18 protein-coding genes are annotated in these 26,266 nt (G+C 35.3%); 10 read left to right on the top strand and 8 right to left on the bottom strand.

Annotated elements, in window-relative coordinates; translation table 11 throughout:
• Positions 1-480: 480 nt before the first annotated feature.
• Together arsC and prfB are read right to left on the bottom strand one after the other, a co-directional pair.
• Positions 481-822, bottom strand: a complete 342-nt coding sequence (arsC, locus tag J8281_RS11195) for an arsenate reductase (glutaredoxin) (RefSeq protein ID WP_210197710.1) — start codon at positions 820-822, stop codon at positions 481-483.
• A 154-nt stretch (positions 823-976) separates the two neighbouring features.
• Positions 977-2,072, bottom strand: a protein-coding gene (gene prfB, locus J8281_RS11190; RefSeq protein WP_210197709.1) for a peptide chain release factor 2 whose coding sequence is annotated in 2 segments (ribosomal slippage) — positions 977-2,008 and positions 2,010-2,072 — 1,095 coding nt in all. Because the reading frame shifts where the segments join, the coding sequence is not laid out codon by codon here.
• A 120-nt stretch (positions 2,073-2,192) separates the two neighbouring features.
• Between prfB and J8281_RS11185 the strand changes: the two genes are divergently transcribed.
• Positions 2,193-4,607: a zinc-dependent metalloprotease gene (locus J8281_RS11185; RefSeq protein WP_210197708.1), complete on the top strand. Its 2,415-nt coding sequence runs from the start codon at positions 2,193-2,195 to the stop codon at positions 4,605-4,607.
• A gap of 15 nt (positions 4,608-4,622) precedes the next feature.
• Positions 4,623-5,666, top strand: a complete 1,044-nt coding sequence (locus J8281_RS11180; RefSeq protein ID WP_210197707.1) for a low specificity L-threonine aldolase — start codon at positions 4,623-4,625, stop codon at positions 5,664-5,666.
• Between the two features lie 137 nt (positions 5,667-5,803).
• On the opposite strand, the gene J8281_RS11175 is transcribed toward J8281_RS11180, so the two are convergent.
• Both J8281_RS11175 and J8281_RS11170 read right to left on the bottom strand, forming a co-directional pair.
• Positions 5,804-6,124 (bottom strand): YegP family protein, encoded by a 321-nt coding sequence (locus J8281_RS11175; RefSeq protein ID WP_210197706.1) that lies wholly within the window; start codon positions 6,122-6,124, stop codon positions 5,804-5,806.
• 224 nt (positions 6,125-6,348) lie between these two features.
• Positions 6,349-6,672, bottom strand: a complete 324-nt coding sequence (locus J8281_RS11170; protein ID WP_210197705.1) for a YbaB/EbfC family nucleoid-associated protein — start codon at positions 6,670-6,672, stop codon at positions 6,349-6,351.
• 201 nt (positions 6,673-6,873) lie between these two features.
• Here J8281_RS11170 and J8281_RS11165 point away from each other — a divergent pair, with 201 nt between their 5' ends.
• The 3 genes from J8281_RS11165 to J8281_RS11155 all read left to right on the top strand — a co-directional run bounded on the left by J8281_RS11165 (position 6,874) and on the right by J8281_RS11155 (position 11,841).
• Positions 6,874-8,943 (top strand): S9 family peptidase, encoded by a 2,070-nt coding sequence (locus J8281_RS11165; RefSeq protein WP_210197704.1) that lies wholly within the window; start codon positions 6,874-6,876, stop codon positions 8,941-8,943.
• A gap of 87 nt (positions 8,944-9,030) precedes the next feature.
• Positions 9,031-10,074: a PLP-dependent cysteine synthase family protein gene (locus J8281_RS11160; protein WP_210197703.1), complete on the top strand. Its 1,044-nt coding sequence runs from the start codon at positions 9,031-9,033 to the stop codon at positions 10,072-10,074.
• A gap of 507 nt (positions 10,075-10,581) precedes the next feature.
• Positions 10,582-11,841, top strand: a complete 1,260-nt coding sequence (locus J8281_RS11155; RefSeq protein ID WP_210197702.1) for an aminotransferase class I/II-fold pyridoxal phosphate-dependent enzyme — start codon at positions 10,582-10,584, stop codon at positions 11,839-11,841.
• A gap of 418 nt (positions 11,842-12,259) precedes the next feature.
• Here the strand turns inward: J8281_RS11155 and J8281_RS11150 are convergent, their stop codons facing one another.
• A complete protein-coding gene (locus tag J8281_RS11150) occupies positions 12,260-13,387 on the bottom strand; it encodes a GNAT family N-acetyltransferase (protein ID WP_210197701.1) in 1,128 nt (375 codons plus the stop codon).
• A gap of 103 nt (positions 13,388-13,490) precedes the next feature.
• Positions 13,491-15,170, bottom strand: coding sequence for a transporter (locus tag J8281_RS11145; RefSeq protein WP_210197700.1), 1,680 nt, complete (start codon positions 15,168-15,170; stop codon positions 13,491-13,493).
• An 85-nt stretch (positions 15,171-15,255) separates the two neighbouring features.
• Between J8281_RS11145 and J8281_RS11140 the strand changes: the two genes are divergently transcribed.
• From J8281_RS11140 to J8281_RS11125, 4 genes are all read left to right on the top strand, one after another.
• Positions 15,256-15,540, top strand: a complete 285-nt coding sequence (locus J8281_RS11140) for a DUF4834 family protein (protein ID WP_246849085.1) — start codon at positions 15,256-15,258, stop codon at positions 15,538-15,540.
• Between the two features lie 272 nt (positions 15,541-15,812).
• Positions 15,813-18,122 (top strand): YfhO family protein, encoded by a 2,310-nt coding sequence (locus J8281_RS11135; protein ID WP_371812603.1) that lies wholly within the window; start codon positions 15,813-15,815, stop codon positions 18,120-18,122.
• Positions 18,123-18,136: 14 nt separating this feature from the next.
• On the top strand, positions 18,137-19,411 hold the full coding sequence (locus J8281_RS11130; RefSeq protein WP_371812607.1) for a glycosyltransferase family 4 protein: 1,275 nt from the start codon (positions 18,137-18,139) through the stop codon (positions 19,409-19,411).
• Positions 19,412-19,532: 121 nt separating this feature from the next.
• Complete coding sequence (locus J8281_RS11125; RefSeq protein ID WP_210197698.1) at positions 19,533-20,990, top strand: lipopolysaccharide biosynthesis protein; 1,458 nt, start codon at positions 19,533-19,535, stop codon at positions 20,988-20,990.
• A 221-nt stretch (positions 20,991-21,211) separates the two neighbouring features.
• Here J8281_RS11125 and J8281_RS11120 read toward each other — a convergent pair whose 3' ends face one another.
• On the bottom strand, positions 21,212-22,582 hold the full coding sequence (locus J8281_RS11120; RefSeq protein WP_210197697.1) for a hypothetical protein: 1,371 nt from the start codon (positions 22,580-22,582) through the stop codon (positions 21,212-21,214).
• 464 nt (positions 22,583-23,046) lie between these two features.
• Between J8281_RS11120 and J8281_RS11115 the strand changes: the two genes are divergently transcribed.
• Positions 23,047-23,226 (top strand): hypothetical protein, encoded by a 180-nt coding sequence (locus tag J8281_RS11115; protein WP_210197696.1) that lies wholly within the window; start codon positions 23,047-23,049, stop codon positions 23,224-23,226.
• A gap of 114 nt (positions 23,227-23,340) precedes the next feature.
• On the opposite strand, the gene uvrA is transcribed toward J8281_RS11115, so the two are convergent.
• The gene (uvrA, locus tag J8281_RS11110; protein WP_210197695.1) at positions 23,341-26,130 is read right to left on the bottom strand and encodes an excinuclease ABC subunit UvrA; all 2,790 of its coding nucleotides are present in this window, start codon (positions 26,128-26,130) and stop codon (positions 23,341-23,343) included.
• Positions 26,131-26,266: the final 136 nt, after the last annotated feature.

Genomic DNA, 26,266 nt, shown 5'->3' with positions numbered 1-26,266 from the left:
ACAAGAAAGTGGTTAATGCTGTGTTAAATCTATTTTTTGCTGTTAGCGTTGAAATTATTTTTTTATCCGTTATTATACCTGAAATTTAACTGAGAAGTCATCCTGAATTCATTTCAGGATCTCATTACGTTTATTTTCAGTAAACTGAGATGAGAAGCTGAAACGAGCCTGTGCTGAACTCGTTTCAGTATTCAACTTGATGCAAACCGTTTAGGTTAAATTACGGATATTCATAAATTATTTAATTGGATAACGGTGATAGGTTTATCGGTGCAGCCGTAAGGGTATGTTATCCATGTGCTTGTCTCGAAATTGAAAAATTGTGTTCCAAGAATGCTATGTGCGCTTACGCCATTGGTGGTTTACTTCGATCTACATTTTTTTCGGAAGCTCTGCATTTGGTGTTACGTATACATTCCAGACTTTTAAAAGCTAGATGTATAATAGAACGTTTAGCATCTTATTATCTGAATGGGATCACTACAAAATCTCTTTTACGCGTTCGGGAGGTCTTCCAATTATAGCTTTTGTACCGTTGATTATTATAGGGCGTTCTATAAGTTTGGGGTGATTAACCATCACTTCAATAAGCTGATCGTTAGTCAAATGCTTTGATTTGAAGTTTTCTTTCCAAATCGATTCATTCTTTCGAACTAAATCGATAGGCAAGATATCTAATATGTTGATGATTTTTTTCAATTCATCATAAGTTGGTGGGTGCTCCAAGTACTTTACGATAGTAATGTTAGAATTACATTCTTCTAGTATTTGAAGAGTTTCTCTTGATTTTCTACATCTTGGATTGTGATATATTGTAATCATATTTAATTAAGATTTCGGGTTTTTCAGGTTTCAGGTTTTAGGTTTCTTGTTTCTTGTTTCGGACTTCTAGTTTAATTACAAAGGTTTAAATTTTTTAAATGAAACTCCTATAACTACCTCACACCTCAAACCTCATAGCACACCTCACACCTAATCACTCCTCTTTCTGCCCCATCATCATCAAATACGCCTTTAAGAAGACATCTATACTTCCGTCCATAACGGCATCTACATTTCCTGTTTCTTCGGCAGTACGAACATCTTTCACCAATTTATAAGGATGCATCACGTAATTTCTTATTTGAGACCCCCATTCGATCTTCATTTTAGAAGCTTCGATTTCGTCGCGTTGCGCTTGTTGTTTTTTAAGTTCCAGTTCAAAAAGTTGCGATTTTAACATTTGTAATGCTTTCTCTCGATTATCGTGCTGCGATCTGGAATCTGAACACGATATTTGTATACCAGTAGGAAAGTGGGTGAGCTGTACTTTGGTTTCCACTTTATTTACATTTTGACCCCCAGCACCACTAGATCTTGATGTGATAATTTCATAATCCGAAGGATTAATTTCTATCTCAATACTATCATCGGCAAGAGGGTAAACATATACCGACGCAAATGAAGTATGCCGTTTAGCATTACTATCAAAGGGAGAGATGCGTACTAATCTATGTACACCATTTTCCCCTTTAAGCCATCCAAAAGCGTATTCACCTTCAATCTCTAATGTTACCGTTTTTATACCGGCAACATCTCCGTCTTGATAGTTAAGTTCTTTTATTGTAAACCCTTGTTTTTCTGCCCACATAAGATACATGCGCATAAGCATGCTTGCCCAATCACAGCTCTCGGTGCCTCCCGCACCAGCAGTGATCTGTAGTACTGCACTCATGCTATCCCCCTCATCACTTAACATGTTTTTGAATTCTAAATTCTCGACATGGGATAAGGTCTCTTCATAACGTTCTGAAACCTCGTCGGTAGTGACGTCTCCTTCTTTCAAAAATTCATAAAGTACCTCTAAGTCTTCGACAGCTACGACGGCTTTTTCATAATCTGAAACCCATTTTTTTTCTGCATTTAGCGTTCTCATTAATTTTTCTGCAGTTTGGGCATTATCCCAAAAATCGGGTGCGTAGGTTTTCTCTTCCTGATTGGCGATCTCTATTTGTTTGGCATCAATGTCAAAGATACCTCCTTAACGCAACCAGGCGCTCTCTAAGATCTTGCAATGTCTCAGTATTTATCATAATGTGTATTTACGGCAAAAATAAGATTTAACACTTCAGTACGAAACATTTTTTGGATAATTTTAGATCTTTAAAAAAATGTAGATATTTTTAAACCTGGATTAATCAAACTCATCTTCTATGAAAAAAGCGTACTTTATTATTTCACTTTGTATTCCCTCTATCATTTTAGGTCAATTTCTGGAAAGTAAAAAAGATCTCAAAGTATACAAGGGCTATTTTAATTTTTATTATAACGAATCCAAAGATGAAATTTATCTTGAAGTAGACCAACTTGACACTGAATTTTTATATGTTCACTCATTGGCGAGCGGACTAGGATCTAATGATATTGGTTTAGATAGAGGTCAGATAGGTGATGGGGTTGTTGTCAAATTTCAGAAAGCTGGAAACAAATTATTACTTGTACAGCCCAATCAAAGATACCGGGCAAATACTGATAATGTATTAGAAAAAAGAAGCGTAGAGCAAGCTTTCGCCAAATCGGTACTTTTTGGTTTTCCTATAAAAGAAACAAAGTCGAATACGTATATTATTGATATCACGCCATTTTTACTGCAGGACACGCATCGAATCATAGAGCGTTTAAAATCCCAAAAAGAAGGTACCTATAGTGTAGATAAAGAAAAAAGTGCAATATTTCTCGATCGCACAAAGGCTTTTCCTAAAAACGTAGAATTCGAAGCCTTGATAACCTATAAAGGGAATGCCACAGGGAGCAACATCGTGACTATTGCTCCTAATTCAAAATTCTTGACCGTAACCCAGCATCATTCTTTTGTAGCATTACCTGATGATTCGTATAAAAAGAGAACATTTGATCCCAGAAGCGGTGCTATTTCTATCTCGTACATGGATTATGCTACCCCTGTGCAAAAACCTATTGAAAAAAAATTTGTTATTCGGCATCGGTTAGAAAAAAAAGACCCTAATCTTCCTATGAGCGAAGCAAAAGAACCGATCATTTATTATCTTGATCCAGGCACACCAGAACCCGTTCGATCTGCTTTGCTCGAAGGTGCACGTTGGTGGAATGAAGCTTATGAAGCTATAGGATATAAAGATGCATTTCAGGTTAAGATGTTGCCAGATGATGCAGATCCAATGGATTTGAGATATAACGTGATACAATGGGTACATCGTTCTACCAGGGGTTGGAGCTATGGTGCCAGCGTTGTGGATCCCAGAACAGGAGAAATTCTTAAAGGACATGTGAGTTTAGGTAGTTTGCGTATTCGACAAGATTTTTTAATAGCCCAGGCGTTACTGAATCAACCTTTTAAAAATGGTGATGATAACGATCAACCTATGCTGGATATGGCACTTGCTCGTATCAGGCAACTATCTGCTCATGAAGTAGGACACACATTGGGATTTGCTCATAATTTTGCAGCAAGTACTAGTAGTCGTGCTTCGGTAATGGATTACCCACACCCAAAGGTGACACTAACTAACGGTAAAATAGATCTTTCAAATGCCTATGATACAAAGATTGGCGTATGGGATAAGGTCACCGTTGCTTATAGTTATTCAGAATTTAAAGATCGGGATAATGAAAAAGAAGCGCTGAATGCTATTTTGGATACCGCATATCAATCCGGTTTACGGTTTATTTCTGATAAAGATGCACGTGCACGGGGTGGTGCCCATGAACTGGCTCATTTATGGGATAATGGTAAAGATGCTATAGATGAATTATACAATGTGTTGAAAGTTAGAGAGATATCCGTTCGTAATTTTTCTGAAGATAATATCAGAAATAGCGAACCGTATTCTGTATTGGAAGATGTTTTTGTTCCTTTGTATTTCTTCCATAGGTATCAAACCGAAGCTGCTGTTAAATTGATTGGTGGTTTACATTACAATTATGCAGTTAAAGGAGATCAACAAAAAATTGTCGAAGTCATTGAGTCAAATAAACAGAGAAAAGCACTTCACGAAGTATTGAAGACAGTAACACCCAAAGTACTTGCTATTCCCGAGGATAAATTGAGTTTGTTTCCACCTAGAGCATTTGGCTATTCCAGAACGAGAGAGTCTTTTACGGGTAAAACAGGAGTAGGGTTTGATGCTTTAAGTGCAGCGGCTACGGCAAGTGAGATGAGTCTGTCTTTGTTACTGCATCCAGAACGGGTTTCTAGGTTGGTACAGCAAAAAAGCCTGGATAAAAATCAGTTAGGATTGTCTGAAGTATTACAGGAACTCATTACCGTAACCTTTAAAACCGATGTATCAACCGGTTATGATCAGGAAATACAACATACCGTACAGGCGAATGTATTAAAACACTTGATGAAGCTAAGCATTAGCAAAAAAGTGTATGCTCAGGTGAATGCCATAGCGTATGCTCAATTAGAAGCATTATTGCCATTTTTACAACAAGCTACACGCAATGATTTAAAAACTAGGTATTATCGATATTTCACAAAGCAGATTACCGATTTTTTAGAAAGGCCTACGACATTTAAATTAGCGCCTTCGCCAAAAATTCCTGATGGTTCTCCTATAGGTAGTTTTCAATGTGGATTACATTAATTCAATATACTAAACATGATCATAGATTTAAGAAGTGATACAGTTACCAAACCTACTGCTACAATGTTAGAAGCAATGATGAGCGCCAGTGTAGGTGATGATGTATATAAAGAAGACCCAACGGTAAATCAACTTGAAGAACAAGTAGCGCAAATGTTTGGCAAGGATCAGGCATTATTTTTTCCATCGGGAAGTATGGCCAATCAGGCTGCTATTAAGCTGCATACACAACCAGGCGAACAATTAATTGCCGATAAATTTGCACATGTGTACAATTATGAAGGGGGCGGAGTGTCTTTTAATAGCGGAGTATCATGTAGGCTGTTAGACGGTCATAGAGGTATGATTACGGCTACGCAGGTCGAAGCGGCTATCAATCCGCCAGATTTTTATCATAGTCCGCTTACACGTCTCGTATGTCTTGAAAATACTACCAATAAAGGCGGAGGCGCTTGTTATGATTTTAATGAGATTAAACGTATAAAAAAAGTATGTACTCGTCATAATTTAGGATTTCATCTTGACGGAGCGAGATTATGGAACGCTTTGGTAACCACTCAAGAAAGTGCGCTTCAGTACGGAGAAGTATTTGATACTATTTCTGTTTGTTTGAGCAAAGGATTGGGCGCTCCTTTGGGATCTGTATTAATCGGTGATCATAAAATCATGCAAAACGCAATACGAGTTCGAAAGATATTAGGAGGTGGCATGCGCCAGGTTGGGTATATGGCAGCTGCAGGATTGTATGCGCTTGAGCATCACATCCATCGGTTGGTAGAAGATCACAAGAAGGCAAAAGAAATTGGAGAGGTTTTGAAGAAATTATCTTTTGTAAAAAATGTAGCACCTATAGACACAAATATTATCATTTTTACTATCGATGGGAGCGAAGAAAATTTTATCTCTCAAATGGCTGCGAAGAACATCCATTTTTACGGAATGGGACAAGGTAAGTTACGTTTTGTAACACATCTGGATTATACTCAAAAAATGCATGAACACTTTTTAGAGGTTCTTACATCGTTTACATTTAAAAAGAGGGTGTTTAAAAAGTATTAAAAAACGTCATTACGAAAAATTTTAATTTTGAAGTAATCTGTTTATCAAAAACTTAGGTTCAACAGATTCCTTCGCTTCTCTCGGAATGACAACTTTTTAGACATCCTCTTTTTATTTATAATCGTAGTACTTCAAGTTTATTCCTCTTTTGTATCAGCTCCCGGCGCGTTTTCTTTTACAGAATTGATTCCGTTTTCCATTCCTGATTCTGAAGCATACATTTGACTGCTGCCTATTACCTGACCATTACCCGCTTTCAAATTAAAAAAGAATTTACCATTTTTGGCCGTTTTACGTTCATATCTAGCATCTTCAGTAGCATTTTTCTTGATGGAAGCAATTCCGTTCTCTGCAGCAGATTTACTAGTATAGGTTTCACTTGATAAAATAACCTGCCCGTTTTTTGCTTTTAATGTAAAATGATAGTCAGATCCTCCTTTATTTTTAAGTTCGAACATAATATTTAGTCTTTTTAGTTAAATTTTTACGTTTTTGTTAAATTTATATAAATAAATACAAAAAGAAAAATTATAATTGATCGAACTTAGGGTCTATATTCGTTAAAATAAAGAGAACAATACTAGGTGTTTGCATCTAAAGTGCTGAAAAAAAATACGTTAAAATTGTTAAAGGGATCAATCAATTCTTGTCATCAGATAACATTGATTCTAACTCGATTTACTTATTTAAATAAATCAAGCCCAGGAATGTTTGGCATCCCTTCTTTGGCAACAGCAGCCAATTCAGTTTCGTTAACTTCAGTTGCCCTTAAAATGGCTTTATTTAGTGTAACAATCAGATAGTCTTCCAATTGTTCTTTATCTTTTAAAAGTGACTCATCTATAGTTATACTTTTAATTTCCCGTTGCGCTGTTAAGGTGACTTTAAGCAGTTGATCGCTGCTATTTTCGTCGATCATAACTGTATGAAGTCTCTTTTTTGTTTCTTCTACTTTTTGTTGGGTTTCTTTGAGTTTTCCCATCATACCCATCATATCTCCGAACATAAGTGTTGTATTTAAGATTTTAGAGGCAAAATTAACCTTTCAGATCGGAATATTATCATGATTTTGTTCAAAATACGAATAACGACAAGCAAATACATTAATAACGCAAATGTGGTAAAATCAATAGAATAGAATAAATTCAGTCCTTTTAGCAGATTATATCCTTAGTTTCAGTTACTTTTGCAACTTCTCACATAATCAATGATCCTTTTGAAAGCAAAAAAGTTTAGTAAAACAGCAAAAAAAAAGCCAACGCAACTCGAAAAGCATGATGATCTTCGTGTTGATAACTATTTTTGGTTAAATAATCGTGAAGATGAAGAGGTACTAGCGTATTTGAAAGATGAAAACCAGTACTATGATGATATGACTGCGCATACCGAAGAATTTCAGTCTGTTTTATTTGAAGAAATGAAAGGGAGAATTAAAGAGGATGATGAGTCAGTACCCTATAAACTTAATGGCTATTGGTATATTACAAGATTTGAAAAAGGCAAAGGATATCCCATATACGCACGCAAGAAAGATACGTTAGACGCTAAAGAAGAAATTCTATTCGACTGTAATGTAGAAGCAGAAGGTTTCAGCTATTTTAAAATGACCGGTTTAAGTGTTAGCCCAGACAATAAGTTAATTGCATTTGGTGTCGACAGCGTTAGCAGGCGTAAATATGATATTCGAATTAAGAATTTAGAAACTGGAGAAATATACCCCGAAATCCTGAACTCGACTACAGGGGGGAGTACATGGGCTGCTGATAGCAAAACTTTGTTTTATACCAAAAAGGATAACGAAACGCTACGTTCTGATCGTATTTTTAGACACACGTTAGGCACTTCAACTTCTGAAGATGTCTTGGTGTATCACGAAAAAGACGATACTTTCTACACATTTGTATACAAAACAAAATCCAGAAAGTTCTTAGTTATTGGATCCAATAGCACACTTACCTCAGAATATAGAATTCTTAGAGCAGATAATCCTACAGGTGAGTTTACCATTTTTCAACCCAGAATTCGGGGTATGGAATATGGGATAGCCCATTACGATACTCATTTCTATGTGCTGACTAATGCAGATGATGCACTCAATTTTAAGGTGATGCAAGTTTCAGAAGAACATACGTCAAAAGAACATTGGAATGAGGTAATTCCACACCGTAAAGATGTTTTGATAGAAGATATAGATATTTTTAAAGACTATTTTGTAGTTAGTGAGCGCAAAAACGGACTTAATATCATAAATATTAGGCGGTGGGACAACACTGCTAATTATTATTTACCCTTTGATAACGAAACCTATACGGCTTATGTAAGTACCAATCCCGATTTTGATACAAAAATTCTTCGATATGCTTATAATTCTTTAACTACGCCTAATTCTGTTATCGATTTTGATATGGAAACAAAGCAGCAACAAGTTAAAAAAGAACAAGAGGTGCTAGGAGGTCAATTTGATAAGAATAATTACTTTTCTGAACGATTATGGGCTAATGCCAAGGATGGAACCAAGATCCCGATATCATTAGTATATAAAAAAGGATTACAAATGAATGGTGATAATCCGCTATTAGTATACGCCTATGGTTCTTACGGCTCTACTATAGATCCTTATTTTTCTTCCGTACGGCTAAGTTTATTAGATCGCGGGTTTATTTATGCCATAGCACATGTTCGAGGAGGGGAGTACCTGGGCAGAGCCTGGTACGAAGAAGGTAAACTTTTTAAAAAGAAAAATACATTTACCGATTTTATAGACTGTTCAACATTTCTAATCGAAAAGAAATATACTTCAGAAAAACATCTATATGCCATGGGTGGATCTGCAGGTGGCTTATTGATGGGGGCTATAGTAAATATGGCTCCACATTTATATAAGGGTATTGTTGCAGCCGTACCTTTTGTCGATGTAGTAACCACTATGTTAGACGAAAGTATACCTTTAACTACTGGAGAATATGACGAATGGGGAAATCCTAATGAAAAAGAGGATTATGACTACATGAAATCGTATTCGCCCTATGATAACGTAACAAAACAGCAATACCCAAATATGTTGGTAACTACCGGTTTGCATGATTCGCAAGTGCAATATTGGGAACCCGCAAAATGGGTGGCAAAATTAAGAGAGTTAAAGACCGATACTAATATTTTACTACTGCATACCAATATGGAAACCGGTCACGGCGGAGCTTCAGGAAGATTCGAAGCGCTCAAAGAAGTAGCTCAGGAGTATGCTTTTATATTAGATTTGGAAGGTATAAAAGAGTAATTCAAAAAATTAATGTAACTTCGTAGCGTTTTTGCAGTAATTTGTGATCCCCAAATTGTACTTCACAAATTCATAAAACAACAACTTATGAAAGAAAATATAAAGGCTTATAATAATGTTCTGGAACTTATAGGACAAACCCCCTTAGTCAAGCTGAACAGAATTATGAAGGATTATCCAGGTAATTACTATGCTAAAATAGAATCTTTTAATCCTGGACACTCTACCAAAGATAGAATCGCATTATATATTATTGAAGAAGCAGAGCGAAAAGGAATTCTAAAACCGGGTGATACGATTATAGAAACAACGAGTGGTAACACAGGTTTTAGTCTTGCCATGGTAAGTGTTATTAAAGGGTATGAGTGTATTCTCGCTGTGAGTTCAAAGTCTTCGAAAGACAAGATTGCAATGCTCAAAAATATGGGTGCAAAAGTATATGTTTGTCCTGCACATGTGAGTGCAGATGATCCCAGATCGTACTATCAAGTTGCGAAAAGGTTACACGAAGAAATCAAAGGCTCGGTGTATATTAATCAATATTTTAATGATTTAAATATCGACGCCCACTATAATTCTACAGGCCCAGAAATCTGGGAGCAAACCAATGGGCAATTAACGCATTTTGTAGCATGTTGCGGTACTGGAGGTACCATATCTGGAACGGCAAGATATTTAAAAGACCAAAACTCAGATATACGCGTAATGGGTATTGATGCTTACGGATCTGTTCTTAAAAAATATCATGAAACCAAAGAATTTGATAGCAACGAAATTTATCCGTATCGTATCGAGGGACTTGGTAAAAATTTAATTCCGACGGCAACAGATTTCGAGGTTATAGATCAATTTGAAAAAGTAAACGACGAAGACAGTGCTCATACCGCAAGAGAACTAGCAAAAACTGAAGGCTTGTTCTTAGGATATACAAGTGGTGCTGCCATCCAAGGGATTAAGCAGCTGGCCGCTCAGGATGTATTTGATGAATATAGTAATGTTATTGTTATTTTACCAGATCACGGATCCAGATATATGAGTAAGGTTTATAGTGACGATTGGATGATGGAACAAGGCTTTTTTGACAGTAAAAATGAAGCAGATGTTGCCAACAAAGTAGAATTTATTAAGTAAACTACCGTAGTCAAGCTCACGAGATATTCGTAGGAAACAATTTTCAGCTTCGAGACATACCTCGTGGTAATATATACCTATTGGCGGTATAAATAAAATGTCTGGATTTTATATAGAGAAGCTATTTTAAAAATTAGGAGAACAAATGAGTGTAAACTATTTTTGTTACATTTAAATTACCAGTAAGTTTTTGATTAATAGTTTTCTTCATAAATATATTTCTTTGTGTACATAGAGCAATCCTTGGTAGTATTCCTAACACTTTGGCTTTTTACTAACGGTAGCACCTGAATTATCATATTTTGTATAACATGCTTAAAATGTAAATTGCAGCGTTATAGTGGTGGTTTAAATTACAGAAAACCAGTAATTGAGATATGGATTGGGTCTACTTTTATCATGTAGGAATGATAAAATATGGCTTTATAAAAGTGAATTAGAATATAATTATGTCATCAAATCAATTTTACGTATTTTCGCACACTTAAAAGAAACAATTTTTGATAAATGAGAGATTTATTTGATAAAATTTATAAGGACAAAGGACCGTTAGGAAAATGGGCAGATCAAGCAGAAGGATATTTTGTTTTTCCAAAACTAGAGGGTCCGATATCAAATAGAATGAGGTTTCAAGGAAGAGAAGTTATAACCTGGAGTATCAATGACTATTTGGGTCTTGCCAATAAAGAAGAGGTTCGTAAGGTAGATGCAGATGCAGCTGCTGCTTATGGTTCTGCGTACCCTATGGGTGCGAGAATGATGAGTGGTCATACTGATTTGCATGAACAACTACAAAATGAACTTGCTGAGTTCGTGGATAAAGAAGCTGCCTATTTATTAAATTTTGGTTACCAGGGCATGGTTTCTACCATCGATGCTTTGGTAAGTAAAGATGATATTATCGTTTATGATGTAGATGCTCATGCGTGTATTATAGATGGTGTGCGATTACACCAGGGAAAACGTTACACTTATCGCCATAATGATATAGAAAGTATCGATAAAAACCTGATGAGAGCTACAAAAATGGCTGAAAAAACCGGAGGAGGTATCTTATTAATTTCTGAAGGTGTTTTTGGTATGCGTGGTGAACAAGGAAGGTTAAAAGAAATTGTAGCGTTAAAAGAAAAGTATAATTTCAGACTATTTGTAGACGATGCGCATGGTTTTGGTACGTTAGGTGCTACTGGCGCTGGTACAGGTGAAGAGCAAGGAATTCAGGACCAAATTGATGTGTATTTTGCAACGTTTGCAAAATCTATGGCAAGTACAGGAGCTTTTATTGCTGCCGATCAAGAAATCATCGATTATCTGAAATATAATCTGCGTTCTCAAATGTTTGCAAAATCGTTGCAGATGCAACTTGTTATTGGGGCACTCAAACGCTTAGATATGTTACGTACCATGCCAGAGTTAAAAGCGAAGCTTTGGGAGAATGTAAATGCGTTGCAAAATGGTCTTAGAGAACGTGGTTTTGATCTGGGAACAACTCAAAGTTGTGTCACTCCTGTGTATTTAAAGGGAAGTATTCCTGAGGCGATGGCCCTAGTAAAAGATTTAAGAGAAAATCATGGTATCTTTTGTTCTATTGTGGTGTATCCTGTAATACCTAAAGGATTGATTCTATTAAGGTTAATACCCACAGCATCTCATACTATTGAGGATATTAAAGAAACACTAACTGCATTTTCTGCCATACGAGAGCGGTTAGAAAATGGAACTTACAAAAAGATATCTGCAGCTGTAGCTGCAGCAATGGGTGAGTAGGGTATATCTCAACTTGTTAAAGTCTACAGTATTTTAATAAACAAAAGAGGTTCGATTGTTATATATAGCTAAATCAATATAAAATAACACAAATCTTCATATAAAAAACTTCGATGTAGCTGAGGCTACACCTGCGTTTTTTGCCTCAAACTCCAAGTTTTTTCTATATAAATCTTATATGTCATTTTATATTGATTTAGCTATAATTGAACTTTTTTTTGGGCTAAATTGTATAGCGGTAATTTACGACTATGTTATGTCAAATCTGCTATAAAATGGCCTAAAAGATGCAAAGTTGGTTTTCTTTGCTTTGAAGCCATAAATTATTGCATAGTTATAGCTACGGAATTATTTTTCAATGAAGTAGGAGGGAAAAATGAATAAGGAGATTTGTGTTTCTTTAAGATAGATTTGGGTATTAAAGCTCGCTAATATTTTTTCTAAACGTTCTTCTCTTCTTGTGTTGTTCGTGCTCATAACCGTTCCAAAGTGCCTGTATGGCTTTATTCTCTTCCAATTCAGGATTGGTTTCTACCATCTCGATACCATTACGTAAAAAAGCTTCATTCATTTCTTTAAAAATTAAAGCTGTAACTCCTTTGTTTTGATATTCAGGATCAACGCCTATAAGATAGAAAGCAGCGGTATCATTACGACGTTGTGCTTTAAGAATATGTAAAAATCGTAGCGGGTATACTTTTCCATTCATTTTTTTTAAAGCCTTTGAAAAAGAAGGCATTACGATCGAGAAAGCAATAAGTTTCCCGGTTTTATCGGCAATACACGTGATATACTCTGGGTTTAAGTAAGGCAGGTATTTTTTCTTATACATGTCAATTTGATATTGTTGTATAGGAACAAAAGTTTGCAAACTACTATACGTTTTGTTTAGCAAATCAAACATATCGTCTGCATATTTTAGAATTTCCTTACTTTTCTTGAATTTTAGTAACTTTAAACCGTATCGATCTTTAATAACCTGGGCAAATTTTTTGACTTTTTCTTTAGTTTCTTTAGGAACCTTAATCTTATATTCTACCCATGTAGCTGCAGGTTCGAAACCAAGTTTTTTCATATGATCTGCATAATACGGGTAGTTGTACCAGGTGATCATTGTATTTAGTTCTTCAAAACCTTTGATGAGTATTCCAGCTTTATCCATATTAGAAAATCCCACAGGCCCTTCGAGATACTCTAATTGGTGTTGTTTACCAAATTCTGAAACTTTGTGTAATAGCGCTTTTGTAACTTCAATATCATCGACAACATCAAACCATCCAAATCGAACTTTAGGTTTCTTTTGTTCATTTACTTCAATCCAATTAATAATTGCTGCGATACGACCTACAATTTCATCTCCTTTATAGGCCAAAAAATACTTTGCATCTGCATTTTTAAATACAGGATTCTTTTTCGGATCCATAACATCAACTTCTTCTTTGATGATAGAAGGAACATAATAAGGGGAATCTTTATATAAATGAAAAGGAAATTTAACAAATGTGGTTAAATCTCCTTTAGAAGTAATTTCTTTAATTGTAATCATACAGTTTCTCTAATACTTGACAAATATATGATCCTTTTGGCAAAAAAGGGGAACTGATTTAAATCAATTTATAGAAATGTGCCGATAACCTGGTGGTTTTAAGTTAAAAATCCTCAAGTTCTTTTTCAATCTCTTTATCGATATTGGGATCTTTTTCTTTATTTCTCTTGATTTTTTCTGCTTCTCTTTTTCTTTTCTTCTCTTCTTTAAGACGTTTTTTATCTTCTTTTTTTCGTCTCTTATCCTCGGCTTTTTTTATGCTCTCTTGCTCTTTTTGATATTCATCATATTGTGCATCGATATCGATTTCTTCTTTCTTTTGTTCTTTTTCTTCTTTCTTTTGTTCTTTTTCTTCTTTGGATTGATCTTCTGGTTTCGGTTTGTTTTCTATATCGAGATCCTGTTCCATCTTTTCAAGTTCTTTAAGTTGTCTATCCAAATCTTCAAGCTCTTGATCAACTCCTTTATCCTGTTCCATTTTATCGAGTTCGGCATCGATATCTTCAATCATCTTTGCTTTTTCTTTCTCGGCCTTTAAAGCAGCTTTTTCTGCTTCTCTAGCTTCTTTAGCTTCACGTTTCAAACGTCGAGCCTCTTCTTTTTTAAACTTTTTGCCTTCTTTCTTGTCAATTTTTTCTTGCTCAATTCGTTCTCGTTCTAAGCGCTCCTCTGTACGTTTTTCATCTAGGTCTCTTTCGAGTTCTTCTCTAAAACCATCATCCTCAAAGTCATTAATGAATGGAGTTTTGCCAGATTTCAGACTATCGGTTTCATTCTCCTCAAACTCCTCAAACGTTCCTTCTATATCTTCTTCACCTTCATTTTCTTCATTCTCTTCAATATCTTCTTCTTTAACACCACCTTCCAGACCAGGTTGCTCAATAATTTCATCTTTAGAATGCCAATCGAATCTATAAGAGGCTCCAAAACTTAGCGTCCATACAGAAGGTGTATCCTTAAAATTGAAAGCTAGATTGGTGTCGAACTGTAAGTCTTTGTCAAATAAGTATGCCCCTCCTAATCGCATAATATTGTCACTGTAGAAGTCACTTTTTTGCACTTGATATTCTAAAAAGCCAGCCCATTTATCATTTATGGTATGAGTAGCAGTCAAGATAAGACCCAGTGCCGGATTTTCTGTAGTAATTTTATCAATGATAATATTAGTAACAAAAGCCCAGTTACCACCATAATTAGTTGTCCAATTGTTTTGTGTGGCGATTACAAAAATTGGACTAATACTTTGGTCTTCAGGAAACGTAAATGGATTATCTGAACTAATAAAATTAACACCAGCATAGGCCGAAACCGCTGGGATTAAGGTCTTCCATTTAAATCTATGGTGCTCTTTCCAGCTTTTTAAGCTAGCGTATGTCGAATCTTCTTTTTTGGGTTTCTTATACGGATCATATATTAAATATTTGGCTCCCAGAGTATTAACTTCGAAATCACTTCTATTAATTTTTTGTTCATTAGCCCCTACGACCTGCCTTACACCGTCAGCTCTAAATCGACCATTCAATCTAATTTCTAATTGTTCGATTAAAAGGCCATATCGCACTGCATAATCAAAATTGAAGACGTTAGTTTTGGTATTAAAAATATTATGTTTTTCTTTTCCGAAACCAAAACCGCCTTCTATCTGTAATACATTGTTGCCAACAGAAAAGGCTCCCTGAGAGGTACCGGGTCTGTTAGAATTGATCTTATCGGTATACTGAGCAGAGGCTGTAACCCCCAATAGAAAAATGGATACCAATAGCAGAATAGATTTAGGGCTCATATTCAATATATTTGGTTCAAATATAGCAGATTTTATCATTTTTTTAGGATTGTCTACCGGTAATTGTGTATAGAGTTCCTTATTTTTGAAAAAAAAGGACATGCAAGAAGCTTCTTTACAAGGGGTGTTGAAAGTAATTCTCATTATTCTGTTACTATATTACGGTCTCAAAATAGTAACGCGATTATTTGGTCCTCTATTGCTTAGATATGTCACAAAGAAAGCGGGAGAAAAGTTTCAACAGCAGTTTAACCAATATCAACAACCCGACCAAACTCAAGAAGGTGATGTTTCTATCCATAAAAAGTCTAAAAAAAAGGCAACCAATAAGGATGTAGGGGAGTATATCGATTTTGAAGAATTAGACTAGTCTACTATCCTACTAGTGTAACATAGCCCTGCTTAGTCCTAATAAGTTCAGAAGTTATCATTTAAAAATTTTTCAGGATTTGTAAAGAAGTTACTTATATTTTTTAATTTGCCGCCTCATTAAGTAAATGCACACTATTCATGTCTTTAGTAAAAAGATTCTTACCTCACCTATTCGTTATATTGGGCTTTATCATTATTTCGCTCTTGTATTTTAATCCTGTATTAAGCGGTAAAGTTTTGTATCAGAATGATATCAAACTTTATGAAAGCATGGCAAAACAACAGAATGAGTACAGAGAAAAAACAGGTAAAGAAACCTATTGGAACAATGCTGCTTTTGGAGGTATGCCAACTTATCAAATAGGGGCCAGATTTCCTCATGATTATATGGATAAACTGGATCGACTCATTCGGTTTTTACCTAGACCTGCTGATTACTTGTTTTTATATTTAATGAGTTTTTATGTGCTCATGTTAGTGATGCGAATACCCTGGAAACTAGGTGTTATTGGAGCTTTGGCGTTTGGATTTTCGACGTATTTAATTATTATAATTGGTGTTGGTCATAACTCAAAAGCGCATGCGATTGCTTATTTTCCATTAGTTATTGCAGGGATTATTATGGTGTTTCAGAAACGATATTTGTGGGGATCAATACTTACGGCATTAGCTATGGGATTAGAAATACAGGCTAATCACTATCAAATGACTTATTATCTAGGGCTTTTGGTTTTTGTTTTAGGCGTTTGTTATCTTATTGACGCTTATAAGAAGAAAGAACTATCTCATTTTTTTAAATCCGTCGGATTTCTAATCGCAGCCGTTATGTTAGGACTGGCAACAAATGCCACAACACTACTTTCGACTTCAGAATATGTAGATACCAGTATTCGCGGTAAAAATTATTTGGCTGATGAAACGACTCGAGCCTCAGAAAAAGATGGCTTAGGCTATGACTACATCACAGAATATAGCTACGGAAAATTGGAATCTTTAAATCTATTTATCCCTAAGTTAATGGGGGTGGGCAGAGCATCTGATCTAGGCAACGACTCTGCATTTTATCAAAAATTAATTTCACTTGGTCAATCGCCAGAACAAGCGAATTATTACGCTCAAGGTACACCTTTGTACTGGGGAGCACAACCTTTTGTAGAAGCTCCTCCATATTTAGGAATTACCGTAGTATTTTTGGCGTTACTGGGGTTATTATTAGTGCGGGGCAGGCTTCGATGGTGGTTATTAGGCGGAATTATTTTGTCTTTAATATTGAGTTGGGGGAAAAATTTTGAGTTTTTTACTCGTTTTTTTATCGACTATGTACCTTTATACAATAAATTTAGAGCAGTATCAAGTATTCAGGTTATTTTGGAGTTGGTGGTGCCTATTGCTGCTGTTTTTGGGCTATATAAAATAATGAGTAAGGACATTACATTTGATGAAAAAAAGAAAAAGTTCTTGATTTCTTTTGGTGTTTTTGCAGGCCTATGTTTATTGTTTCTTCTATTTGGAGGCAGTTTGTTTAGTTTTAAATCACCTTCAGAAATTCAGCTAGAAATAGAACAGCCTATGATTTTTGATGCCATTAAAGAAGATCGCATCACCCTTTTAAAACGTGATAGCCTCAGGTCGCTGATATATATAGTGTTACTAGGAGGGGTATTATGGTTGCTACTTAAGAAGAAACTTTCTGAAAATGTTACACTGATAGGTGTTGCCGTATTAATTTTGCTGGATTTAGTATCGGTCGATAGGCGAAGTGTAAATGAAGACGGTTTTATTTCTAAAAGAAAATATAGAACATTTTTTCAACCCACAAAGGTTGATCTTCAAATTATGAAAGATGATTCGTATTACAGAGTATTAGATCAGGCACGAGGTTTTAATAATTCACATACCAACTATTTTTTTAATTCGATCAACGGATATACTGCAGTTCGACCTAGAAAAATGGAAGATGTTTATTTTGGGCATGTAGCCAAGGGCAATCTTGAAGTACTAAACATGCTTAACGTGAAGTATATTATACAACGTAATAAAGAAGGAAACCTCGAAGCACAAATAAATCCTGCTGCCAATGGTCCTGCCTGGTTTGTAGAAGATATTCTATATGTTGATGATTATACATCAGAATTTGAAGCTTTAAAGGATATAAAATCAAAGCAAACTGCAGTAATTCGAAAAGACTATAAAAACGAAATCGGACAGCTTGATGTACAGAAAGACAGTATTTCGACGATTGCCATCTCTAAAACCACTCCAGACCACCTGGCGTATAATGTGTATGCCGCTCGACCCGGTTTTGTGGTTTTTGCTGAGACGTATTATGCAGATGGTTGGAAGGCTTATATTGACAATAAAGAACAGCGCATTTATCCGGTGAATTACATGCTTCGAGGTCTGGTAGTCCCACAAGGAAAACATACGATTGAGTTTAAATTTGAGCCCAAAGTTGTGCAAACTGGTAGTATGATTACACTTACCAGCTCTATTTTTTTATTACTACTGATCGTCGCAGGGCTATTTTATCAATACAGAAAGAATAACGGAGTACTATTTTTACCAAACAAAGAGAAGTAGTCATTATTTTGAAAGTGCTAATCATTACATACTATTGGCCTCCTGCAGGTGGTCCCGGGGTACAACGGTGGTTGGCTTTTGTAAAGTACTTTCGAGAATTTGGTATAGAGCCCATCGTATATGTTCCAGAGAACCCGACTTATGCTTTAAAAGATGATTCCTTTACAGATAAAATTCCGGAGGGAATAACAGTACTTAAACAACCCATATTTGAACCTTACAAGGTTGCTGAAGTTTTTTCAAAGAAAGACACTAGAACGATCAGTAAAGGCATTATTGCAGGTAAGGCAAAACAGTCTTGGATTCAAAAACTTTTATTATATATTCGAGGTAATTTCTTTATACCCGATGCTCGCAAATATTGGGTCAAACCCTCGGTAACGTATTTGAAAACGTATCTTTTGCAGCACCCTGTAGATCTGGTGATTACAACAGGTCCGCCCCATAGTGTGCATTTAATCGGCATGCACCTTAAAAAAGAGTTGAATATCAAGTGGATTACCGATTTTAGAGATCCATGGACAACTATTGGGTATCACAATAAATTGAAACTAACTAAAAAGTCAGCACAAAAACATAAAAACTTAGAGAAGCAAGTCCTGTATTCAGCAGATCATATTGTGGTGACTAGCTATACCACAAAAAAAGAATTTCTAGAGCTTACTCATCGTCCTATCACCGTTGTGACCAATGGATATGACGAAGAAGGGGTGCCAATAAAACAACTAGATTCAAAGTTTACCATATCTCATATTGGTTCTCTGCTCTCTGGTCGAGATCCTAAAAATTTATGGAAAGCACTAAATGAATTAACACAGGAAAATGAATCCTTTGCCAACGCATTTACATTACAATTGGTAGGTGCGGTAAGTGATGATGTAATTTCTTCGATCAAAGAAGCAGGATTACATAGTTTTCTTGACCTTAAAGGCTATGTTTCGCATAGAGAAGCACTACAAATACAAAGAAGTTCTCAGGTTCTTTTACTCATCGAAATTGATAGTGCTGCCACGAAATGTATAATTCCGGGGAAATTATTTGAATATATGGCAGCCAAAAGACCTATCTTAGCCCTAGGGCCAAAAGATGCAGATATTGCCAGGTTAATCAAAGAAACAAATGCGGGTTGTTTTTTTGAATATCAAGAGTACACTCGTATAAAAGACAAAATACTACATTACTTTACATATTTTCAGGAAGAAAGATTGCACACCGAAATTCAGGGAATAGAAAAGTTTAGTAGGAGAGCATTAACTAAGCATATGTGTGAAATTATTAGGAGTGTTTGAGTTATTTGATAGCCAGCAAATTAAGTCATCAAAAATTATATGATTGGTATCGCCAAAGAGTATATGATACCCTGAGGCTTACCTTGAAATTGAAAAATTGTCTTCAACAAATGTCTCTGTTATGGGAATTGTAGCAAATCAGTCAATACGAAACGTTATTATTACGTGTTTAGGTTTTGGAATAGGTGCTGTAAATACGTTATTCCTATTTACCAATTTTATGGATGAGCAGCATTATGGTTTGGTTACGTATTTGATTTCAGCTTCAAATTTGATTTGGCCCTTAATGGCGTTTGGAACTCATAATACGCTGGTTAAATTTTTTTCTTCGTATACTGATAAAAATCAACAAGATAAGTTCTTAACCCAAATGTTGGTGTTACCCTTTTTATTTTCAATACTACTAGGAGGGATCGGACTCTTATTTTATACTTCGATTTTAACGCTAGTTAGTGCCGATAATGAAATTGAAGCTCCGTATGTTTGGACAATTTTTGTATTAGCATTTGCTGTCACTTATTTTGAGGTGTTTTTTTCATTATCAAAAGTAAAACTCAAAAGCGTTTTCGGGAATATTATGAAAGAAGTGTTTTTAAGAGCAGGTATTAGTATACTATTGCTTCTTTTGTATTATGAGGTGTTATCTGTAAATCAATTCATATACAGTTTGGTCATACTGTATGTTTTAAGAACCCTTATTATGAAAATCTACGCATTCAGTTTGCATAGTTTTGTTCTAAAGCTATCCTTGCCCAATAATTATGTAGCTGTATTTAAGTACACTTTTTTAATTGTAATAGCAGGATCTGTAGCTTCTATATTACTAGATTTAGACAAAGTAATGATCGAGGCGTTTCTTCCCATAGAAAATGTAGCCAAATATGGTGTATGCGCATACATGGCAAGTGTGATCATCATCCCTTCGCGAGCGATGCACCAAATAACATATCCGCTAACCGCTCAATTACTTAATGAAAAATCATTTGATCAATTAAAAAACCTGTATAAAAAAAGTTCAATAAACCTATTTATATTAAGTGGGATGCTATTTGTACTCGTGGTGTGTAATGTAACGACATTGTTCGAGATAATTCCCGATGAGTATGAATTATTTATTTGGGTTGTTGTTCTTATCGGAGTTACGAAATTAGTTGAAAATCTTATCGGAAATAACAACGCTATCCTTTACAATTCAGAGTACTATCGTATCGTGTTGTATATAGGGGTAGGAATGGTGGTTCTATCAGTAGTTTTAAATGTTCTCTGCATTCAATGGTATGGTGTTACAGGAGCAGCTATAGCTACTTTTGCTGCGGTGATTCTTTATAATGTTCTAAAATTATGGATTGTGTATTCAAAATTTGGTATACATCCATTTTCCAAAAAAACACTTTTAGTGGTGCTTCTACTTTTTGTTTTCACCTTCGGATTTTATTTTTGGAATTTTAGCTTTCATCCTCTAGTAAGTATCACCTTAAAAAGTGGTCTTATTATTGGTCTCTATATTGCGGTAATATATTTTCTAAGAATCTCACCCGAAATTAATACTATAGCCAAATCGATCTTAAGCGGTAAATAAACTTAAGTAGGAATCTGGAAGGTATTCGTAATCAACAATCAGCCCTCGACTCCGCTATACAAGACAGGCGAAAGTAAAAGAATACTATCCAACCCGCTTTATAGATATGACTTTTTAATTGTAATGTATACTATGATAAAGAAAATCCCCCGAGGTGTCTAAACATCTTCTCAAGGGGATTTTCCAACTAACCAACCAAAAATAAATTCTATCTATTGTTATTAACTTCTGCTTCTTGCGCTGCGTGCACGATTATTACTCGATCTTGTACTAGTTGAGCTTGAATACCCTCTAGAAGAACTACCTCTTTGTTTACTCACAGTTGCTCTTGAAGAAGTTCTTGCTTTATTTGTGCTATATCGATTCGTGCTCGAACGTTTCGTTACGTTTCCAGAACGGGTTCTACTGGTACTTTTAGGTTTCACACTATTAGATGATCTATTAGCTACAGTATTTCTGCTTCTTTGCGAACTTTGCGTTCTTTGCTTTGGTCTCGTAGTACTTGAATTTCTGCTGTAGTTTATACTACTAGGACTCTTAGATCTACTGGTTACTCTATTGCCAGAGCGTTGTGAACTAGGTGCTTTTTGTCTTGTTGAGGTACTTCTGCTACTGTTTTGTACTCTTCCTTTAGACTGAACAGTTCTACTAGTCGTTCTTGTTCTTGTAGTTGGCGTTGCCGAACGTGATCTCGTTACGCTTCTAGTAGTGCTTACCGTATTATTTCGAGTACCATTGCTCTTATAAGCACCATTAGATCTGCTTCTTGAAGTACTTCTGGCTCCGTACATATTTGAAGATGACCTACTTCGAGTCATGGTAGCATAGTTACGATCATTTCTTTTATACATTTGTGTTCTATGATCTCTGGTTCTATAGTGTAAAGCTCTTGCGTTAGAAACTCTGTACCCTCTATTAAAATTAGTTACTCTTTGATTGGGTCTAAAATAATGCCTACTTCTATAGGGGCGCTGATAATATCCATTGTAATAATTATTTCTAAATACAGTATATGAGCATCTATATGGATTATAGAATCGACGATATGGTCTATTATATACAATACATCTGCTTACCACTGGTACTGTAAAATAGGTATGAAAAGGTCTATATACATAATATCTATTAACAGGATTGATAAAACCAGTATAATTAATAAAGTGTCCGTAATTGTTATAGTGAACATATAATCCACCAACTCTAGCTACTCGACCCCATCGATTATAACTAATAAAAACATCACCTGCTTGTATAATTCTTCCAAAATGATCATAAAAAATAGGAACATTTTCTATTTGTACAACAGCTCCATAATCATCATACTGAACAAAAGGATCATAATTATATCCTGAATTAAAACTGATGTTTACCCCAGGAGCATTAACTCCTATGTGTACACCATTTCTTCTACCATTAAGATAAAAGTCAAACTGCCCATCTGCAAATACTGAAAAATCAATACCTCCTTCAGTAAAAATAAAGGACCTTCCGTTATTAAAATAACGAGTAGAGTTTTCTGCATTTAGGGTAGATGCACTTGTGATAAAAGTTGCTAATAATAAGCCTGTAACAAGTAAAACAACATTTTTCATAATACGTGATTTAGAAGAAACATAAAACATGTTTCTGATGTTCTCTTTATCAATATCAAGCAGCGTGCCATAAATTTAAAAAATTGAAAATCAATTAACTATGAATTTGTTATCCCCGCAAGGTTGCCCGAAAATAGTCTACTACAACGCTTAATCTAAAATTAATGTACCTAAATTTGAATAGATTTCTACTTTATGAAACATAGCATTCATGATTTGTACTATTTATCTCAATTTCGAGTTATGTACTCAAGAAGATCAATACGTAAATTTCAAAATTTTTTGAGATGCATATTTGAGAATGAAGTTGAACCATCTCAATTACGTTATTCGTTTAATTTGAATCCATTAAACTACTATCGATATAGATTTGCTCGTTTTATTAAAGTATACATGTATATTATAAGTAAGGAGGAACCTGAAAATCCTTTAAAGAGTAAGGAGAATTTATTTATTTTTAAATTATGTTAAAAAGTGTTTTAAAAATTGAAGGTGTGACCGTATTAAAAAGAAAAGACAAATTTGCTGTAAAAGCAGGATCTTGTGCGGATGATGCTTGGGAATACGGATCTCGTATGGAAAGAATTCTAGGAGCAGATGATTATGATGCAACTGAATGGTTTTATTCCAATTTTTGTGAATAAATATCATAAACGAATTGGGGTTGTTATAGCAACCCCAATATTAAATTATTCTATAACATATTTGAGAAACAAGTTTCGAGTAATTTTTGAATTTTACTCATAGTTCCATTATACTTATTTCGTGGTTATTTTTTCTTTCAAATAGTTCCCGGTATACGAATTTTTATGGTTTGCAACTTCTTCCGGAGTGCCTTCAGCAACAATATTTCCTCCTTGTTTGCCACCTTCTGGACCAAGATCTATAACGTGATCTGCACATTTGATTAAATCTAAGTTATGTTCGATAACTACAATAGAGTGCCCTTTATCAATAAGTTCATTAAAAGATGTCAACAGTTTTTGTATATCATGAAAATGAAGTCCGGTAGTAGGCTCATCAAAAATAAATAGTGCTTTGTCTTTTGTATTTCCCTTTACCAAGAAAGAAGCAAGCTTTATTCGTTGTGCCTCGCCACCAGAAAGGGTAGAAGAGCTTTGTCCTAGCTGTACATATCCCAAACCAACATCCTGTAAGGGTTGTAATTTTTTTCTAATCTTAGTTTGATGATGTAAGGTAAAGAAATCAATAGCATTATCAATTGTCATGGTTAGTATGTCATGAATATTCTTATCATGAAATGTAACCTCAAGTACATCTTTCTTAAAACGTTTGCCACCACAGGTTTCACATTCTAGATGTACATCTGCCATAAATTGCATCTCTATGGTAACTTCTCCTTCACCTTTGCAAGTTTCGCAGCGACCACCATCTACATTAAATGAAAAATGCTTCGATTTATAGTTGCGAATACTTGAAAGTTTTTGATTAGCAAAAAGACTTCGTATATCGTCGTACGCCTTAATATACGTTACGGGATTAGATCGCGAAGATCTTCCAATGGGGTTTTGATCTACAAATTCAACGTGCTTTATATTGCTGTACTTTCCTTTAAGTTCAGTAAATTGTCCTGCTTTTTCGCCGTATCCTCCCAGTTTTTTAACTACTGACGGATATATGATTTTTTTGACCAATGTACTTTTTCCACTACCCGAAACACCAGTTATAGCCGTGAAAACTCCTAGAGGAATCTTAACATCAATATTGTTCAGGTTATTTTCGCGAGCACCTATAATGTTGAGATAATAGGATGAAGTTCTTCTAATTTCTGGAATTTTTATGGCCAGCTCACCATTAAGATATTTTGCGGTAAGCGATTCAGCTTTTAATATTTCTTCGTAAGTTCCTGTGGCAACTACATGCCCGCCTAGTGTCCCAGCTTCGGGGCCTATATCGATAATTTCATCGGCAGCTTTCATAATATCTTCATCATGTTCTACGACAATGACTGTATTCCCCAAATCGCGTAAGGATTCTAGTACTTTTATTAGTTTTTCTGTATCCTTTGGATGCAGTCCTATGCTAGGCTCATCCAAAATATACATAGAACCTACCAAGCTACTTCCTAGTGAAGTTGCTAGGTTTATTCGTTGTGATTCTCCACCAGACAACGTATTTGATTTACGATTGAGCGTTAAATAGTCCAATCCCACATTTTGTAAAAATTGCAGTCTACTGGTAATTTCTTTTAACAATCTTTTTGCGATTTTTGCATCGTATTCAGAAAGTTTGAGGTTCTTAAAAAATTCAGCTAAATCATTAAGCGGTTTCTCAACCAGATCTGTAAGTGTAGCCTCGTTGATTTTTACATAGTTCGCTTCTTTTCGCAATCGTTTTCCTTTACAGCTGGTACATTTAGTTTTACCGCGATATCGAGAAAGCATTACCCGGTTCTGAATTTTATAGGCTTTGGATTCTAATTCTTTAAAAAAACTGTCAATTCCGGTGAAAAAACCATTTCCTGCCCATAACAGTTCTTTTTGTTCCTCTGAAAGTTCAAAATACGGTTTATGGATAGGGAAATCAAATTTGTAGGCATTATTCACGAGTTGGTCTTTGTACCATCCCATACTATCGCCTTTCCAGGGAAAAACTGCGCCTTCATAAATACTTAAAGCCGTGTTAGGAATCACCAGGTCTGCGTCAATACCAATAACATCACCGTAACCTTCGCATACGGGACAAGCTCCATAAGGATTATTAAAACTGAAGAGATGTACATTCGGTTCTAAAAACGTTATGCCGTCTAGCTCGAATTTATTACTAAACTGACGTTGCTTACCCGTCTTTAGCGTTTCTATGAAACAGGTTCCTTTGCCCTCGAAAAAAGCAGCATCGGCAGCATCGGCCAAACGATTATAAAAATCTTCGTCATCTCTTTTAATGATACGATCTATAACCAGGTACGGGGTATCTGTCTTCTTTATAACAGCTTCTTCGATCCTTAAGATCGTATCGTTTACTTTGATACGGGCAAAACCCTGTTGTTGTAATACTTGTAATTTTCCTTCAATCGTACGACCCTTTTCAACGAAAATTGGTGAGAGTAACAGTAGTTTTTCTCCCTCTTCAAAAGATTTTATGTACTCGATCACATCAGTTACCCTATCTTTTTTAACTTGATTTCCAGAAATTGGAGAGTATGTTTTTCCAATCCTGGCAAAAAGAAGCTTCAAATAGTCATAGATTTCTGTCGTTGTACCCACAGTCGATCTGGGATTGGTAGAATTCACCTTTTGTTCTATTGCTATCGCAGGTGCTATACCTTTAATAAAGTCAACCTTAGGTTTGTTAAGTCGACCCAAAAACTGTCTGGCATATGAAGACAGACTCTCAACATATCTTCGTTGTCCCTCGGCATACAGGGTATCAAATGCCAAACTGGATTTTCCAGATCCCGATAATCCTGTGATCACAATTAATTTGTTTCGAGGGATAACAGCATCCAAGTTTTTGAGATTGTGAAGCTTGGCGCCTTTTATGATAATATTCTTCTTAGAATCTAGTGCAGTAATATCTTGAATCATGGTCATAATGCGGTAAGAGCGTAAAGATAATAATTACAAAATAAGTTTGATAATCTATTGATAATGAAAGTATAGTTAAAAAAATTAACAAAAAAATGTTTGTTTTTAAATGATAGTTATTATATTAGCCCCTCGA

Source organism: Aquimarina sp. U1-2 (genome assembly GCF_017897595.1).
In the GTDB taxonomy this organism is placed as follows: Bacteria; Bacteroidota; Bacteroidia; order Flavobacteriales; family Flavobacteriaceae; genus Aquimarina.
Note: the sequence above shows the minus strand (reverse complement) of the source record. Positions and strands in the feature narration are given on the sequence as shown.